13 protein-coding genes are annotated in these 16,493 nt (G+C 63.7%); 6 read left to right on the forward strand and 7 right to left on the reverse strand.

Going from position 1 to position 16,493, the window contains the following annotated elements; translation table 11 throughout:
* Nucleotides 1-21 precede the first annotated feature (21 nt).
* The gene (locus tag DKK67_RS06125) at nucleotides 22-894 is read left to right on the forward strand and encodes an MBL fold metallo-hydrolase (RefSeq protein WP_111495391.1); all 873 of its coding nucleotides are present in this window, start codon (nucleotides 22-24) and stop codon (nucleotides 892-894) included.
* Nucleotides 895-965: 71 nt separating this feature from the next.
* Here the strand turns inward: DKK67_RS06125 and DKK67_RS06130 are convergent, their stop codons facing one another.
* From DKK67_RS06130 to DKK67_RS21905, 3 genes are read right to left on the reverse strand one after another with little or no spacing between them, the layout of a single operon-like run.
* The gene (locus DKK67_RS06130) at nucleotides 966-1,961 is read right to left on the reverse strand and encodes a DUF4340 domain-containing protein (RefSeq protein WP_111495393.1); all 996 of its coding nucleotides are present in this window, start codon (nucleotides 1,959-1,961) and stop codon (nucleotides 966-968) included.
* Between the two features lie 3 nt (nucleotides 1,962-1,964).
* Nucleotides 1,965-4,865, reverse strand: a complete 2,901-nt coding sequence (locus DKK67_RS06135) for a Gldg family protein (protein WP_111495395.1) — start codon at nucleotides 4,863-4,865, stop codon at nucleotides 1,965-1,967.
* Complete coding sequence (locus tag DKK67_RS21905; protein WP_111495397.1) at nucleotides 4,858-5,766, reverse strand: ABC transporter ATP-binding protein; 909 nt, start codon at nucleotides 5,764-5,766, stop codon at nucleotides 4,858-4,860. The genes DKK67_RS06135 and DKK67_RS21905 overlap by 8 nt, the downstream gene beginning before the upstream one ends.
* Before the next feature lie 464 nt (nucleotides 5,767-6,230).
* Here DKK67_RS21905 and DKK67_RS06145 point away from each other — a divergent pair, with 464 nt between their 5' ends.
* The 5 genes from DKK67_RS06145 (at nucleotide 6,231) to DKK67_RS06165 (ending at nucleotide 12,282) form a co-directional block, all read left to right on the forward strand.
* Nucleotides 6,231-7,211: a helix-turn-helix transcriptional regulator gene (locus DKK67_RS06145; RefSeq protein WP_111496786.1), complete on the forward strand. Its 981-nt coding sequence runs from the start codon at nucleotides 6,231-6,233 to the stop codon at nucleotides 7,209-7,211.
* A 170-nt stretch (nucleotides 7,212-7,381) separates the two neighbouring features.
* Nucleotides 7,382-9,463, forward strand: a complete 2,082-nt coding sequence (locus DKK67_RS06150; protein WP_228160521.1) for a TonB-dependent siderophore receptor — start codon at nucleotides 7,382-7,384, stop codon at nucleotides 9,461-9,463.
* 194 nt (nucleotides 9,464-9,657) lie between these two features.
* Nucleotides 9,658-10,212, forward strand: a complete 555-nt coding sequence (locus DKK67_RS06155) for an isochorismatase family protein (protein ID WP_111495402.1) — start codon at nucleotides 9,658-9,660, stop codon at nucleotides 10,210-10,212.
* 60 nt (nucleotides 10,213-10,272) lie between these two features.
* Nucleotides 10,273-11,628, forward strand: a complete 1,356-nt coding sequence (locus DKK67_RS06160) for a nicotinate phosphoribosyltransferase (protein ID WP_111495404.1) — start codon at nucleotides 10,273-10,275, stop codon at nucleotides 11,626-11,628.
* Nucleotides 11,629-11,742: 114 nt separating this feature from the next.
* Complete coding sequence (locus tag DKK67_RS06165; RefSeq protein ID WP_111495406.1) at nucleotides 11,743-12,282, forward strand: hypothetical protein; 540 nt, start codon at nucleotides 11,743-11,745, stop codon at nucleotides 12,280-12,282.
* Between the two features lie 35 nt (nucleotides 12,283-12,317).
* Here the strand turns inward: DKK67_RS06165 and DKK67_RS06170 are convergent, their stop codons facing one another.
* The 4 genes from DKK67_RS06170 to DKK67_RS06185 form a co-directional block, all read right to left on the reverse strand.
* The gene (locus tag DKK67_RS06170) at nucleotides 12,318-12,617 is read right to left on the reverse strand and encodes an ACT domain-containing protein (protein WP_204355740.1); all 300 of its coding nucleotides are present in this window, start codon (nucleotides 12,615-12,617) and stop codon (nucleotides 12,318-12,320) included.
* Nucleotides 12,614-14,341, reverse strand: a complete 1,728-nt coding sequence (gene ilvG, locus DKK67_RS06175; protein WP_111495408.1) for an acetolactate synthase 2 catalytic subunit — start codon at nucleotides 14,339-14,341, stop codon at nucleotides 12,614-12,616. The genes DKK67_RS06170 and ilvG overlap by 4 nt, the downstream gene beginning before the upstream one ends.
* Before the next feature lie 305 nt (nucleotides 14,342-14,646).
* Nucleotides 14,647-15,819, reverse strand: a complete 1,173-nt coding sequence (locus tag DKK67_RS06180; protein WP_111495410.1) for a GNAT family N-acetyltransferase — start codon at nucleotides 15,817-15,819, stop codon at nucleotides 14,647-14,649.
* Nucleotides 15,820-15,883: 64 nt separating this feature from the next.
* Entirely contained in the window at nucleotides 15,884-16,456 is a 573-nt protein-coding gene (locus tag DKK67_RS06185; protein ID WP_162628764.1) for a Spy/CpxP family protein refolding chaperone, read from the reverse strand.
* Between the last annotated feature and the right edge of the window lie 37 nt (nucleotides 16,457-16,493).

Genomic DNA, 16,493 nt, shown 5'->3' on the forward strand with positions numbered 1-16,493 from the left:
TCCATGACAGGAGGATCGACCATGAGTCTCCGCAATCCGCTCGTGCAGTCCTTCTTCGACGAGCCCACCAACACGTTCAGCTACGTGGTACGCGACCCGGACAGCCGCGCCTGTGCCATCATCGATTCGGTGCTGGACTTTGATTACGCAGCCGGTCGCACCGATGTCCGCTCCGCGGATGCCATCATCGACTACGTGCAGCGCAACGACCTGGCGGTGGAATGGGTGCTCGAGACCCACGTCCACGCCGATCACCTGTCCGCCGCGCCCTACCTGAACGAACACCTGGGCGGCCAGACCGGCATCGGCGCGCGCATCGTCGAGGTGCAGGAGATCTTCGGCAAGGTGTTCAATGCCGGCACCGACTTCGCCCGGGACGGCCGTCAGTTCAACCGCCTGTTCCACGAAGGCGACAGCTTCGCGATTGGCAACCTGGAAGCCCGTGTGCTGCATACGCCCGGGCACACGCCGGCTTGCCTGACCTACGTGGTCGGTGATGCGGCGTTCGTCGGCGATACCCTGTTCATGCCGGACTACGGCACCGCCCGCTGCGATTTTCCGGGTGGCGATGCGCGCACCCTGTATCGTTCCATCCAGAAAGTCCTGGCCTTGCCGCCGGAGACGCGGCTGTTCCTGTGCCACGACTACAAGGCGCCGGGTCGTGAGGCGTTTGTATGCCAGACCACGGTGGCGGAGCAGCGTGAGCACAATGTGCATGTGCACGAGGGCGTCGATGAGGAGGCGTTTGTGGTCATGCGCCGGGAACGGGACGCCACCCTGGGGATGCCACGGCTGATCCTGCCGTCGGTGCAGATCAACATGCGCGCCGGGCACATGCCGCCGGCCGAGGACAATGGTCAGGTCTACCTGAAAGTGCCGTTGAACCGATTCTGATTGAATGATGATCGGGAAGGAAAGGCCCCGGCAGCCGGATGGGCCGCCAGGGCAGGCGGGAGGATGTGAATTCAGCCGGCTTTTCCGCCGCCTTCCTCGACCGGTTTGACGGCCGTATCGGTCGAGGTTGCCTCTTTCAGCAGGGTGGCCGGTGCGGCGTCGTGCACCAGCGTTTCACCGACGGACGAGGTGATGCGGAACGTGCGGTCTCGGTTGGAGATCGACAGATACCAGGGCGCGTCCTTATTGCTCCCCTTCGCCAGCTTGTAGGTCATCGCCTGGTGATCCCGGGTGTCCAGGATCAGGCTCAGTTCGGGCTGGGCCAGGGCGGTGCGGGCCTCGGTGGCGTCCGCGGCGATGGCGTGAATGCGCAGGGCCGACAGTTGCCCCGCCAGAGTGGCTGCAGCCTTGGTGTCGAGGGATTTGCCATCCGGCAGCGTACCCACCTGCCACGGTGAGGCGCCGTCTTTCCCGCTATCCGCCTGGGTCAGCTTGAGACCGTTCACCTCGATCGCGCTGACCCGATTGAGTGGCAGCGTCAGCAGGTCACGATCCAGCCAGTCGTCCGTGGTCACCGGCGCCTGGTAGGTGCCCAGCTTGATCCGGTAGATGGGTGACTCCCCGTCAACACGCACATACGACTGGTCCGTGCCCGGCGACGTGCCCAGGTACAGGGTGGCCACGTCGGTGCCCTTGCGCCTGAGTACTAGCCGGCGCTCGAAGTCGTCCTGCGCGACCTTGAATCGCCCCCGGGCGCCTTCGGTGGTCGCGACGGGCATGCCCTGGGTGGCGCTGGCCAGAGTGCTTACCAGCTGATTGGCCTGCTCGGTGCTGGCCGGGAAGCCATCCAGCGCCGGCAATTGCCACTGGTCGTCCTGGTGCATCAGGGTGACCGAGTGGTCGTTGCCGTCGTTGATCCGGATTTCGTCCAGGTGATCGAGGGACTGGCTCAGCAGCGGTGACTCCGGCGTCGCTTCACCGATGTCGCTGTCGGTGAGGTTGAGGGCCAGGGCCAGCAATAGCTGGGCCCCGAGCAGCACGGACAGGATTCGAACTCGTTTCGCCATGACTTAAACCTCCGCAAGAATCCGTTGGTAACGGCGCTGGTCGCTGGCGTGCACCTTGCGCCGCCAGAGCCATACCAGCAGCAGCGCGAACGCCGCCAGACCGTAGTTGAGGTACTCCCAGAAGCGCTGCGTGCCGTTGTCCATGGGGACCAGCGTGCGCGCGAACTGGGTCTGGCCGCGCAGGGCCAGCAGGCCCGGGTCTTCCAGCGACCAGTCGATGGCGTTCTGCACCATGTCGATGGGCTTGGTGTAGACCGTACCCAGCTCCTGGGACACCAGGTTGATCATGGTGTCGGAGGCGAACGCGTTGCTGGCGATCAGCACCAGGCGGGCGGAGTCCGGCGACTGTTTGATCACGCTGGTATAGGAGGGCGCGTCGTCCTGCGGCTTGCTTTGGGCCTGGGCCCCAGCCTTGGCCGGTTTGTCGTCGGCTTTATCCGGCTGCGCCAGCGGCGATGCCTTGTCCGCGTAGTAGGACTGGAACTGGCCTTTCACGGCCACAGCCAGCAATTGCGACGAGGGGGCACCGTTGGCGGCAAAGCCCAGCGTCGGGTACCGGTCGAAGTCCGGCACCGCCTGGGTGGTATCGGCCGCCCAGCTCTGGTCGGAACTGTGCAGGAGCTCGACCACCTGGCGATCGCCCATGGCCTTGGCGTCGATATCGATCGGCGACGCCCAGCCGAGGGTCAACTGGTCCAGCGAGGCGGTCACCGGATGATCCGGATTCAGTTCATCATCGCGCAGGTCCGGGAAGGCGGCGTAGGGCACCATGCGGATCTCGCGGTAGCTCATCCCGCCGACGTTTTTGGTGACCGGCACCGGCAGCGACGAACTCTGGGCATCGACGACGAGCTTGTCCTCGATCGACAGCCCCATGCCTTGCAGCCAGTCTTCCAGGCCCGACTGGGTCTTTTGTGCGTTCAGCGACTGGCCAGCCTTGACCGTGATCGGCGATGTGGCGAGCACGATCCGTCCGCCCCGCATCAGGAACTGGTCCATGGCGAAGCGCTGCCTGTCGCTGAGGTCGTGCGGGGCCAGCATCAGCAACAGGTCGGTTTCGGCCGGCACCTTGCCATCGGTCAGCTGGCTCTGCTTGACGCGGACATTGTCGCCCAGGATATCCAGCAGCTTGCGGTACTGGGCCTGGCTGGGCATGCCGCGCATCTGGCGCATTTGCGCCATCGGATCGGGCGGGGTGACCACCGTGACGGTCTTGAGCACGCCGGGCGTCAGCCGCTGCAGGGCCGATTTCAGGGAGCGCTTCATGGCCGCCTTGTCGAGCGTGTCGGGCAGGGGCACGGGCACCACGTTGTCGCCGCTTTGCAGGGTCATGTTGAACCAGAAGGGCTGCGGGTCGCTCAGGCTGGCGATGCGCGGCTGGTAGCCGTACTGCTCGGTCAGCTGGTTGGCCAGTTGGCCGCCGTTGGCGTCCGGATCGTCGAGCTGGATCGACAGCTTGTCGCTGTTGTCGTCGGCCATCTGTCTGAGCAGGTCGGTGACATTGGTTTTCAGTTCCACCAGTTGCTGAGGCAGTTGCCGATCCGGCGAGAAGTAGCCGTGGAAGGTCACCGGCTGACCGATGGAGGCCAGGGCGTTGTCACCGGCGCGGTAGGTGCTGGCCAGTTTGTGGATGGTGCGGGTCAGGGCGTACTCGGGGCTCTTGAGGGCCACATCGAGCTGGTTGTCGCTCTGGGATTTCACCTCGATCAAATCCTTGAATCCGAGCACCTGATACTGGTCGCCATAGGACACCACCACGTTGAAGTAGGCGTTGACCACCGACGACTGGTAGCGGCTGGCGGTCTGGAAGGGTACCGGCTTGATGCCGTATTGCGAGGCAGCCTGTTCCTCCACCGCCCGGTCGTGGGTGGGGTCCAGGAACTGCACGCGGACGTTGTCGCCGCCGGCAATGGCGTATTCCTGCAGCAGGTCGCGGATGCGCGGCACCAGCGGCGCCAGCAGCGGATGGGTCTTGTCCGAGAAATAGCCGCGGATCACCAGCGGCTCGTGCAGGTGGGACAGCTCCTCGTGCGTCGCGTCGGACAGGGAATACAGCTGGCCGCCGGTGATGTCGGCCCGGGCGCTGGTGACCGGCTCCAGCCAGGCGTTGGCCAGCAGGAAGTTGGCGATGGCCAGCACGCACACCCAGGTCCAGCCCCGGTGACGGCGGTTGGGCGGGTTGCCGGCCCAGCGCAGGCGCTCCAGGCTGAGCCGGTTGAGCACCAGGAAGACGCCGGTGATCGACACGTAGTAATAGAGGTCACGGAGGTCGATCACGCCGCGGGTGATGGAGTCGAAGCGGCTGCCCGTGCCGATGGCCTCCAGCACACTGCCGATCTGCTGGCCGAACAGGTTGGTCAGCAGGTTCGACCCCAGCAGGTAGAACACGCCGCACACCAGTGTGGTCAGGATCAGCGCCACGATGGGGTTGTCGGTGCGACTGCTCATGAACAGGCCGATGGCCAGATAGGCGGCGCCCAGGAACAGGGTGGCCACGTAGCCGCCGACGACCGGACCCCAGTCCAGCGGGCCGAGGAAGGACACGGTGATCGGCAGCGGCAGGGTCATGGCCAGCGCCAGGGCCAGCAGCCCCATGCCGGCCAGGAACTTCCCACCGATCAGCTGCAGCGGGCCGATGGGCGAGGTCAGCAGGCTCTCCACCGTGCCGGAGCGGCGTTCCTCCGACCAGCTGCGCATGGTCAGCGCGCCGATCAGAAAAATCAGCAGCAGCGGCAGCCATTCGAACAGCGGCCGCAGGTCGGCGATGTTGCGGGCGAAGAACGCCTCGCCCCAGAACACCACGAACAGCGTCACCGCCAGGAACACGCCCAGGAACAGGAAGGCGGCCGGTGAGGCGAAGAAGCCGCGGAATTCCTTGCGCGCGATGGTCATCAGCTCAGACATGGGCGGCCTCCTCATTCACTTCGGCAAACACCTTCTCCAGGTCGCGGCGCTGGGGTTCCAGGGCGTGCAGCGGAATGCCGGCGCGGGTCAGGTTCTCAACCACCTGCGGGGCGCAGTCCAGCGGCGCGTCGAGATGATAGCGCCCGGGTTGGTCCGGCACGGCCGTCAGCGACTGGATGGCGTCGATCGATGCCAGCGTCGGTCGTGGATCGCCCTCGACGCTCAGCAGCAGACCACCGGACCGCTGCAGTTCTTCCAGCCGCGCGTCCACCACCAGTTCGCCGGCGCGCATGATCAGCACCCGCTCACAGACGGCCTGCACCTCCTGCAGGATGTGCGTGGAGACGATCACCGTGGCGTGTTGCGCCAGGTCGCGGATAAGCTCGCGCATCTGGCGGATCTGGGTCGGGTCCAGGCCGTTGGTGGGTTCGTCCAGGATCAGGATGTCCGGCTCGTGCAGCAGGGCCTGGGCCACGCCCACCCGCTGGCGGTAGCCCCGGGACAGGGTCTGGATCGACGCCGTCGCCTTGGCCTTCAGGTCGGCGCGACGGATGGCCATGGCGATGGCCTTGTCGCGTCGGGTTTCCGGTACATCGTGGAGGGCGGCCTGGAAATGCAGGTAGTCGATCACGGTCATTTCCGGCCACACCGGGCAGTTCTCCGGCAGGTAGCCGATGCGCCTCTGGATGGCCCGGGTGTCCGGGCCGAGGGTCAGGTCGGCAACCTGGACGCTGCCGGACGTGGGCTCCAGGTAGCCGGTAAGCATCTTCATGATGGTGGTCTTGCCGGCGCCGTTGTGGCCCAGCAGGCCCACCACTTCGCCGTGACCGATCTCGAAGCTGACGTTCCTGACCGCGGTCAGGTCGCCGTACCGACGTGTCAGGTGTTGCACCTGAATCATGTGGGTTTCTCCATTGTTTGACGTGTTGTTGGAATGAGTTTGACGTGTTGCTGGAATGAATCGCGGTGCCCGCAGGGCGGGCGCAACCGGGGTAATCCGGTTCAGGGCGGTGGGGGATGACGACGGCAATACAGGCCTTCGGTTACTGACAACTTCGCTTCTGTCGTAACAGCCATGGGGCATTCCGGTTTCGGTTTGTTGATGTTCGTGCGGGTTCCTGAAAGACCCGCCGTGTCCGGTCTAGAGAGACGAGGAGGTCCCGGTCGAGTTCCGGGAGGTGGTTGAGTTAGATCAAGCTCGACGACAACGGAGTACGGGGATCGGGCGCGTCTTGATCGTTACAAATGAGAACCATTTGCGGTAAAGTGAGCGGCGTGTCATTTCCCAGTTTCAGCACGGCGTACGACACCGGTTTCGGTCTCTCGAACCGGGATGTCGGTTCGTGTCGCCATAGGCATCTGATTATGCAACCTGCTTCCAGCATCGGTCTGACTCGTTCGTTCCGGATTCGGGATTTTCTCGATTTTGGTCAGCAGTACGGCATGGATTACCGCTTCCACGACTTGCCGCCGGAGGCCGATAACGATGAGGCGGCGGTAGGGGAGATGGTTGTCGCCAGGGGGCGGATTCACGAGGTTGCGTTGCCGTCCGGTTTTCGGTTTACCGGGTCTGAACTGGACGTTTTCCAGACATACAGCTCTCTTTCCCGAGGCCATGCGCCGTTACTGATCGTGATCGTGCTTGAAGGACGCGTGGGGTTATCGGTCGGCGCTGTCAGTCGGGAACTCTGTGCCGGGGACGCGCTTAGCCTGCAACTGCGACCAGAGTTCGCTCTCGAGGCAACGCAAAGGGCGGGCCAGCGCCTGAAAACCCTGACCCTCGCTTTCGACCCGGCCTGTCTTCTCCAGGCCGGGCCGGACAGTTCCACACTGACCTCCATCTTCAAGGGGATCCGTAAGCCCGTTCTGACCTGGTCCGTTCCTTCGGCACTGCTTATGCAGCTGGACCATTGCCTTGACGTGCAAGGGGTGGAGTTACAGAGGAATCTGATTCTGGAAGGGTTGGCCCTGCAGGTTGTTGGCCAAGGACTCCCGGAGGCGGACAGCGTGGGACAGGCCAACCATTCAGCCAACGCCCGAGAGTACCAGCGGCTCGAAGCGGTGAGGCAGACGCTTGAGTTCGCTCCGACCCGGGACTACACGCTCGAGAGCCTGGCCCAGCAAGCGGCGATGAGTGCCAGCAGTCTGCGCAGCAAGTTCCGCTCAACCTTCGGGGTGTCGGTCTTCGATTACCTGCGCCGCTGCCGCCTGGAACTGGGACGACGCTACCTGGAGCAGGGCTTCAGTGTTCAGCAGGCGGCTCACCGGGCCGGCTATCGTCACGCCACCAACTTCGCCACGGCTTTCCGTCGGGAATACGGGGTATCGCCCAAAGCGCTGCGATAAACCTTTTTGTCACCGGTTTTGGCATTGCGCATACGATACCTGTCATTCCGCATACCTAATCTTGATAAAAAAGAGAATAATTCGCATTAACTTTTCGTTAGCTTCAATGAGGTTTTTGCATGTTCCGACCTTCCAGGATATCCCTTGCAGTCGCCTTTGCCTTGAGCGGTATGAGCGGGTCTGCGGTCTTTGCCGCCGAGAATCAGGACGATTCGGTAACACTGGATGCATTGGAGGTCACCGCAACCCGCGGCGCGACCAAGACAGAAACGCCGTTCGTCGAGACGCCGCAGTCCATTTCCATCATCACCGATGAACAGATCGAGGAGCAGGGCTCCAAGAACGTGCAGGAAGCGACACGTTACACCGCTGGCGTGTTCACCCAGCAATACGGCGCCACGGCCAGCCGCTACGACGCCATCAAACTGCGCGGTTTCGGCAGTGACAGCATCGACAACCAGTACCTCGACGGCCTCAAGCTGCTGAATGACAAGGGCACCTACAGCATCATGCAGGTGGACCCTTACTTCCTTGAGGGGATTGAAGTGGTCAAGGGCCCTTCATCGGTTCTTTATGGGCGCGCAGCCCCGGGTGGCATCGTCGCGCTGACCAGCAAAAAACCGCTGTTCGAGCCTCACTATGAAATCCAGGCCGGCGCGGGAACTCAGGGCACCGCCAGCCTCGGTTTCGACATCGGTGACGAAGTCGGCGACTCCGGCCGCGCCGCCTACCGCTTGGTCGGCCGCGTTTACCATTCCGACACACAATGGGACAAGGTGCAGGAAGAGCACTACACCATTGCGCCGTCCCTGACGGTGGATATCACGGATGCAACGACGCTGACCCTGATGGGGTACTTCCAGAAGGATCCGGAGGGCGGTTATTACGGTGGCCTGCCGGCTGAAGGCACCCTGTACGACCATAACGGGCAGCGCATCTCCAACAATTTCTACGACGGCGAACAGGACTACGAAGAATTTGACCGCGAGCAGGCGATGATCGGCTATCAGCTCGAGCACCGCTTCAATGACGTCTGGTCCGCGCGTCAGAACTTCCGTTATGTGAACACCAAAACCGACTATGGCCAGGTCTACAACCAGGGCTATTGGGTTGGAAACGAGCTGCCGCGTACGTTCTTCGGTGCGGATGAAGAGCTCAGCGCCTTTGCCATCGATAACCAGCTTCTGGCGGAGTTTGGCATTGGCGCGACGGATCATACCGTCCTGACTGGTCTGGACTACCAGCATCGTGATACCGACGCCTACTGGACCGCCGGGTATACGCCGGCGTTTGCCTCGACCTTCCCGTCGATCAACGCGTTTGATCCGGTTTACGGCGGCACCGGAACGATCAACCCCTACCAGGATAATGATCGTGAACTCGAGCAAACCGGTCTTTACGTGCAGGATCAGATGGCGATCGATCAGTGGCGTGTGACCGTGGGCGGCCGTTACGACTGGGTCGATGTCGAGAACCAGTATGAAAACCTGCTGACCGGCGCGACGGGTGATGAGCAACTGGACGACGAGCACTTTAGCGGCCGTGCGGCGCTGATGTACCTGTTCGACAACGGGATTGCACCCTACGTCAGTTATTCCGAGTCGTTCAGCCCCAGCGCCAACGTGGATGAAAACGGTGACCTGATCGATGCGACCGAAGCCGAGCAGTATGAGCTGGGCCTCAAATACCAGCCCGTTGGAACCGCGGATCGATACAGCATCGCGGTGTTCCAGATCGACCAGGACAATGTGGCCAACTACATCCAGAGCATCAACGCCTATCAGGCCGTCGGGGAAGTTCGGTCCCAAGGTGTTGAGCTGGAAGCGGCCACCCGCGTTAACGAGAACATCACCCTGCAGGCCAGCTACACCTACACTGATGTTGAAGTCCAGAAATCGGAAACCGGCACCGAGGGCAACACGCCGGTGGCAACGCCTGAGCACATGGCGTCGGCATGGGGCTCCTATGAGTTCCTTGACGGTGTGTTCAACAGCCTGAAGCTGGGTGTCGGTGTCCGCTACATCGGCGAAAGCTGGGCGAACGAGTCGAACGACCTCGAAGTACCCAGCTACACCCTGGTCGACACCATGATCAAGTACGACCTGGCCAACGTGGGGCTAAAAGGCGTCACCGCGCAACTGAACGCCAACAACCTGTTCGACAAGGAATACGTGGGCTCCTGCTATTCCGAAGCGGTCTGCTACTACGGCGCCGAGCGCAGCGTGATGGGCACCGTCACCTACAACTTCTAACCCTTCAACTCAGGGCCGGACAAGGGAATGTCCGGTCAGCCGCTTTGCCGGCCGCCGTTTCAATGCGGTAGCCGGCGCTTCCTTTCCAGCTCTCGGCCTTTTCCTTGCAATGCCCCGCCTTAGGCCCAATCCTAGTAAACAGGAATCCACGGAAACCTGACGAACCCGACTGAACGCGGGTCGAGGAGTTCACGATGGCAGCGCCCGACCATACGGCCCTGTTACTGGTGGATATCCAGAACGATTTCTGCACCGGCGGCGCCTTGCCCGTGCCGGATAGCGAGGCGATCATCCCCGTCGTCAACGCCGCCATCGCCGATGCCCAGGACAAGGGTTGGCCCATTGTCGCCTCCCGCGACTGGCACCCGGTTGACCATTGCAGCTTCCATCATCGCGGCGGCCCCTGGCCCGTCCACTGCGTTCAGGACACCGACGGCGCCGCCTTTCACGACGAACTCGACCTGCCGGCCACGGCGGTTCGCGTCAGCAAGGGCAGCGCTTTCGAACAGGATGCCTATTCTGCCTTCGATGGCACCCAACTGGAGCAGTATCTCACCCGTCACGGCATCGAGCGCCTGCAGGTTGCGGGGCTGGCGCTTGATGTCTGTGTCCGTGCAACGGTGCTGGATGCCTTGCGCCTGGGCTTCGCCGTCGAACTGCTGGCCAGCGGTACCCGGGCGGTGGTTGCCGATGGGACGGAGGACGTGTTCGCCGAACTGGCCGAGGCGGGTGCCGGCGTGGTGCATTGACACCGGGCGCTCCCAACCGTTTTAGCGGGCTCAAGATAACCGTATCCAAGGAGACGAAGCATGGTGCCAGACGACGACCTGGCCCTGATGATCGACCTGTACGAGTTGACCATGGCCCAGGCCTATTGGTCGCGTGGTATGAACGAAACGGCGGTGTTCAGTCTGTTCTTCCGCAAGCTGCCCGAACACCGCAATTTCATGCTTGCCTGCGGGCAGCAGCACGTGACCCGGGTGGTCGAGTCCCTGCGCTTCTCCGACGCGCAGATCGAGCGCCTGCGCTCGCTGGACCGGTTCAGTGATGGCTTCCTGGCGTGGCTACGGAACTTCCGGTTCAGCGGCAGCATCCAGGCGATGCCGGAGGGGACGCCCGTGTTTCCCCAGGAGCCGCTGCTGGAAGTGGAAGCCCCGATTGCCGAAGCCCAGATCCTGGAAACCCTGCTGATGAACTACGTCCACCTGGAAACGGTGCTGGCGTCCAAGGCGGTGAGGCTGGCGCTGGCGGCCGATGGCCGGCCGGTGGTGGACTTCGGGATGCGCCGCATGCACGGCCTGGACGCGGCCTATCGCGGCGTCCGCGCTTTTCGCATGGCCGGGTTGGCGGGCACGAGCAACGTGCTGGCGGGGCTGGATTTCGGGCTGCCCATCCGCGGCACCATGGCGCACAGCTTCGTGCAGGCCTGCGACAGCGAGATGGAAGCTTTTCGGACCTACGCCGAGCGTTTCCCGGGCACTACGCTGCTGGTGGATACCTACGACACCGAGCGGGCCGTCGCGGCGATCATCCGCTGGCTCAAGTCGGAGCCGTCAATGGAGATCGGTGCCATTCGCCTGGACTCCGGGGATTTTGCCGAGCAGGCGGTGCACTGTCGGCGCATGCTCGATGAGGCGGGGCTGGGTCGCATCTCGATCATGGCCAGCGGTGGCCTGGATGAGCACAAGATCGACGCGCTGTGTCGCTCCAGTGTACCACTGGACGGCTTCGGCGTGGGCACCTCGGTGGGGGCATCGTCAGATGCGCCGTCGCTGGAACTGGCGTACAAGCTGACCGAATACGCCGGCCGGCCACGCATGAAGAACTCGCCGGGCAAACAGTCGTTTCCCGGCCCCAAGCAGGTGTTCCGGCAGCGGGATGCGGATGGGATCTTCCTCGGGGACACCATTACACACCGTGAGGAAACCGCCGAAGGCGAGCCCTTACTGGTGTCGACTCTGCGCGCGGGCCATCGCGTTGAGGGTGCCCTGTCGCCGTTGGCGGATGCCGCCGACCATGCCCGGGCGGCTGTCGCGGCCTTACCGGCATCGCTGCGAACGCTCCGGGATGGGGTTGCCTACCCGGTGGCGATCAGTGATCGGCTGCGGCGCCTGCAGCGGGAAACACTGGTCCGGGTGCAGCCTCATTATGACGACGGTTGCTAAACGAGGCAGGCTTAGCGTGAATCCATCTGAACGGTTGCGCGCCGCCATCTGTTGAAGTCGTATAATCGAGTCGTAAGTGCAACTATTTCCTTGCCAAATGGGGGAGGGATGAGCATGAAACGGCTCTATTACCTGACCCGGACCATCGACAGTGTGTCCGAGATATCCGAAGACCTGCACGATCATGGCGTCACCGACTGGCGCTTCCACATCGTGTCCAGGGACGAAGCCGGTCTCTACACCCACAGTCTGCATCGCGCCGGCGTGCTCGATCGTACCGATCTCGTCCGTTACGTCGAACGGGGCGTGATGATCGGCGCATTACTGGCGTTCACCTTTATCCTGACCGCCCAGGTGATCGGCGTTCCGGCCTGGCCCATGAGCGCCTGGATCGCGCTGCTGTTGTTTGCTGTGCTGGCCGGCGGCTGGCTGGGCGGTTTCGGTGGTATCGGCGCGGAGCACTACCGCATCCGCCGCTTCCACCAGGCCATCGACGACGGTCAGTACCTGGTGATGGTCGACTGTCCCGCCAAACACCTGGTGACGATGAAACACCTGATGGCCGAAAATCACCCCGAGGCCCAGCTCCAGGGCGCCAGCGGAACCCACACCAACCCGTTTGCAGCCGCCGACGGCCGGGTCCACATCGTCTGACGCCGAGTTGGAAGCGACGCCGGAAGGCCCTGCCGTCAGGCGCTCCGGCGTATCCCTTCGGTGGTTGATGTGGCGGATGCGGTGTACGACTGCGTGCTGACCGACTCCACACTGTGCAGTTTGGCGATCTGTGCCTGCAGCATGTCGATGGCGCGGGAGCCGCTGAGCGCCATGTCGATGGCCAGGTAACCGTCGTCGCTGTGGACCTGCATCTGCTCGATGCGGAAGCCACGAATCCGTGTGACCTGACACAGGCGCTCCAGAGCGGCGGGTTCCGCCTGCATCCGGCAGCGAATCGAGTGGGTGGTGGAGTGGGCGCGCGTCGAAGGCGTCATGCGGCGTTTTCCTTGTTCCGGGTTGACGGTGTGCGGTTGGGGCGCTGGCTTTCGTCCAGCATCTCGCGGTTGGAGGCGCCGGGCTTGACGATGGGCCAGACGTTTTCGCTGCGGTCGATGGCCACGTGCAGCAGCATGGGGCCGTCGTAGGCGAGGATCGTCTGGATGCCCCGGCGAATCTGGTCGCTGCGTTCGATGGCCAGCGTGGGAATGTCGAAGGCCCTGGCCAGGGCCAGGAAATCCGGGTTGTCGTCCAGGTTGATCTGGCTTTCCCGGTTGCCGTAGAACAGCTCCTGCTGCTGGCGCACCATGCCCAGGCACTGGTTGTCCAGAATAACCAGCTTGATGGGCAGGTTGTGGCGGCGGATGGTGGCCAGTTCCTGGGCGTTCATCATGAACGAGCCGTCGCCGGTCACGTTGATCACCGGCCGGTCCGGGCAGGCGAACTGGGCGCCAATGGCGGCGGGCAGGCCGAAGCCCATGGTGCCCAGGCCGCCGCTGCTGAGATGCGAGCGCGGGTGGTCGAATTGGAAGTGCTGCGCCACCCACATCTGGTGTTGGCCCACGTCGCAGGCGACGATGGTCTCCCGCGGGGTCAGCGCCGAGAGCTGACGGATGAAGCCCGGTCCGGAAATCGGCGCGTGCGGGTCGTCGTTGGTGGCGGCTTGAAAACCGTGGGTCTTGCGCCAGTCCGAACACCGGCGGCGCCAGTCGTCGATGGCCAGCGGTTGATCGTCGAGGGCGTCGGCCAGCGCGTCCAGGATCGGCGCGATGTCTCCGCGCACCGCCAAGTCCGCCGGCTTGAGCTTGCCCAACTCGGCCGCGTCGGTGTCGATGTGGATCAGGCGGGCGTTGGGCGCGAAACCGTCCAGCACGCCGGTGGCGCGATCGTCCAGCCGCGCGCCGACAACCAGCAGCAGGTCACAGGCGTCGACCGCCAGGTTGGCGGCGCGGGAGCCGTGCAGGCCAAGCATCCCCAACTGGTCCGGGTTGTCGCGACCCGGGTTGCCAATGCCCTTGAGCGTGACCACGTTGGGCAGTGCCGAAGCGCTCGCGAACCTGCGGAAGGCGTTCTCGGCGCCGGCCAGGCTGATGCCGCCGCCGCTGTAGAGCAGGGGCTGGCGGGCCTGGCGCAGCATGTCGAGGATCTGCTGGAGTGTCCCGGCGTCGGCGCTTTCGGCGTCCATGGCCGGTGCCTCTGGCGCCTGACGGTCCGCAATGTCCGTGAGCAGGATGTCCTTGGGAATGTCGATCCACACCGGTCCGGGACGGCCGGACTGGGCCAGTTGCATCGCTTCCTCCATGATGCCCGGCAGCGACTCGGCGTCTTCGATCAGGTAGCTGTGCTTCACGATGCCCAGGGTCATGCCCAGAATGTCCGTTTCCTGGAAGGCGTCGGTGCCGATCAGGGGCGAGGGCACCTGGCCGGTGATAACCAGCATGGGTACCGAGTCACGGTGGGCGTTGGCCACGCCGGTGATCAGGTTGGTGGCTCCGGGGCCGGAGGTGGCGATGCAGACACCGAGCTTGCCGCTGGCGCGGGCGTAGCCGTCGGCGGCCAGGGCGCAGGCCTGCTCGTGACGGCACAGCACGTGCTCAACGCCCACCTGGTCGTGGGCGACCAGGGCATCGTATAGCGGCATGATGCAACCGCCGGGATAGCCGAAAACGGTGTCGATCTGATGGCGCTTGAAGGCGTCGAGTATGTGCTGTGCAGCGTTCACGTTGATTTCCCTTTTTCGTGCAGCAAAAAAAAGCCCCCGGGACCTTTCGGTGCCGGGGGCTTTCGGTGTTCTGACTGGTTGTGGTCTAGCTCATCCTGTCATCCACGCAAAAGCCCCCGGTTGGCACCACGACCACCAGGACTAGCTTTACGATGACGACGACAGAGTTGAACAGCATGATTCGGTTCTTTCGACCACAAACAGGTTTAAGTGGCCAAAACATAACCTGATGTCCGGTTTGGGGGCAAGGATTTTTTTGTGTGTCGGCGAGATTCAGGCGGAGACCGCGCTGTCACCTATGCCCTCTAATTCTCCTGCCGATAAGGCAACGCCTCCAGTGCCGCATCCCGGTAGCCGCGCACGTCCATCGCCTCTTCTTCGCAGAAATCGGCAATGGCCTCGGCGAAGCCGGGGTGTGCCACCCAGTGCCAGGAATGGGTCAGTTGCGGTTCGAAGCCGCGCACCAGCTTGTGCTCGCCCTGGGCGCCGGCGTCGAAGCAGCGCAGGCCGCGCTCGATGGCCAGTTCGATGCCCTGGTAGTAGCAGGTCTCGAAATGCAGGTGGTCGTACTCCTCCAGGCAGCCCCAGTAGCGCCCGTAGAGCGTGTTTTCTCCGTGCAGGAACAGGGCGCCGGCGATCATCCGCTCGTCCAGGCGCGCCATGATGACGTGCAGCTGCTCCGGCTGGCCGTCGCGCAGGCGCTGGAAGAAATCGCGGTTCAGATAGGGACGCTGGCCGCGCTTGAGATAGGTGGCCTGATAGAACACGTGAAAGGCGTCGAGCACCGAGTCGGGCAGGGCGTGGCCGGGGTAGTGGTCGAATGCGATGCCCTGTTCGGCGATCTGGCGGCGCTCCTTGCGGATCGACTTGCGCTTGCGCGAGGTCAGTTGGGCGAGAAAGTCGTTGAAGCTGTGGTAATCCCGGTTGAACCAGTGGAACTGGCAACCCAGGCGATGCAGGCGGTTTGGGGCCTCCAGCAGGCGCTGATCGGCGCTATTGGGAAACAGCAGGTGCCAGGAATGGCACCCCAGTTCTACGGCAGCCTCATCCAGCAACGGGTTCAGGTCACCGGGCTTCAGACGGTCGCGCAGCGTGGGCGAGAGCAGCAGCCGGTGTCCCTGGGATGGCGTGAATGGTACGGCCATCAGCAGCTTGGGGTAATAGTCCACGCCGTAGCGCGCGTAGGCATCGGCCCAGCCCCAGTCGAACACATACTCGCCCATGGAGTGGGTCTTGCGAAAGGCGGGAATCAGACCGTGCAGTTGGCCGTCCAGGCGAATCAGAAGGTGGGCGGGTTCCCAGCCGGTGGTCGCGGTGGTGCAACCGCTGTGCTCCAGCGCGGCAAAGAAGTGGTGACGCAGGAACGGGTTCCCCGTCCTGCTGAGTCGATCCCAGTCGCCTGGGGCGATGGCGTCGACGGACGCCACCGGCTCGATCGTCAGGTTGTCGGTGCGGGACGGGGTGGTGGAATCGGCCATGGCGGGTCAGGTGACTCCTCGTTGTGACAGGCCACCTAACCATACGCTATTCCCGGCCGATCGATCACGCGTCGTCTTGAGGTGGCTCCGGTGGACGCGGTCCCGGACCGCAATCCGGGCCCTGGCCGGGACCACCGCGGCGCGGACCGGCATCACGCGGCGAGTGCTTCTTGCGCTCCGCCTGCAGTTCCGCCCAGATTTCCCGCTGATCGTCGTTGAGGATGTTGTAGATGGCGCGATATTGCTCGGCGCGGGATTCAATGCGCTGGCGAGCGAACTCGGCCGCCTTGTCAGCTGCTTCGGCGACGGCGTCCTTGTAGTCGCTGCTGTCGGGGTCGCCGCTCATCAGGTCGGGTTTCTCGCCGTTGCGCATGGCCTTGAACTGTTCCATGCGGGCCACGTGGGCTTCGTCGAACAGGTCGCGCAGCTGATCGCGCTGTTCGGCGCTCAGGTCCAGCTTGTCGCTGAGGAAATCGAGACGCTGCTGCAGGCCGCCACGCGGACCCTTGCCATCGTGGTGCATCGGCGGGCGGTCGTCGTGACCGCGGTGTTCGCCGGAAAAGGCCAGCGGGCTGGCAACCATCGCCGCGGCCAGCATGGCCGGGATCATCAGTCGGGATGATTTCATCGCTTTCATGGGCATACTCCCTGTTGGTGACGGCAGACAATGCGTT

The sequence above is a fragment of the Marinobacter bohaiensis genome (genome assembly GCF_003258515.1).
In the GTDB taxonomy this organism is placed as follows: Bacteria; Pseudomonadota; Gammaproteobacteria; order Pseudomonadales; family Oleiphilaceae; genus Marinobacter_A; species Marinobacter_A bohaiensis.

Excerpts from the sequence above, each read along its gene's own strand:
- DKK67_RS06125 (WP_111495391.1), top strand. The coding sequence starts at position 22 with ATGAGTCTCCGCAATCCGCTCGTGCAGTCCTTCTTCGACGAGCCCACC.
- DKK67_RS06130 (WP_111495393.1), bottom strand. The coding sequence starts at position 1,961 with ATGGCGAAACGAGTTCGAATCCTGTCCGTGCTGCTCGGGGCCCAGCTA.
- DKK67_RS06135 (WP_111495395.1), bottom strand. The coding sequence starts at position 4,865 with ATGTCTGAGCTGATGACCATCGCGCGCAAGGAATTCCGCGGCTTCTTC.
- DKK67_RS21905 (WP_111495397.1), bottom strand. The coding sequence starts at position 5,766 with ATGATTCAGGTGCAACACCTGACACGTCGGTACGGCGACCTGACCGCG.
- DKK67_RS06145 (WP_111496786.1), top strand. The coding sequence starts at position 6,231 with ATGCAACCTGCTTCCAGCATCGGTCTGACTCGTTCGTTCCGGATTCGG.
- DKK67_RS06150 (WP_228160521.1), top strand. The coding sequence starts at position 7,382 with ATGAGCGGGTCTGCGGTCTTTGCCGCCGAGAATCAGGACGATTCGGTA.
- DKK67_RS06155 (WP_111495402.1), top strand. The coding sequence starts at position 9,658 with ATGGCAGCGCCCGACCATACGGCCCTGTTACTGGTGGATATCCAGAAC.
- DKK67_RS06160 (WP_111495404.1), top strand. The coding sequence starts at position 10,273 with ATGGTGCCAGACGACGACCTGGCCCTGATGATCGACCTGTACGAGTTG.
- DKK67_RS06165 (WP_111495406.1), top strand. The coding sequence starts at position 11,743 with ATGAAACGGCTCTATTACCTGACCCGGACCATCGACAGTGTGTCCGAG.
- DKK67_RS06170 (WP_204355740.1), bottom strand. The coding sequence starts at position 12,617 with ATGACGCCTTCGACGCGCGCCCACTCCACCACCCACTCGATTCGCTGC.
- DKK67_RS06180 (WP_111495410.1), bottom strand. The coding sequence starts at position 15,819 with ATGGCCGATTCCACCACCCCGTCCCGCACCGACAACCTGACGATCGAG.
- DKK67_RS06185 (WP_162628764.1), bottom strand. The coding sequence starts at position 16,456 with ATGAAAGCGATGAAATCATCCCGACTGATGATCCCGGCCATGCTGGCC.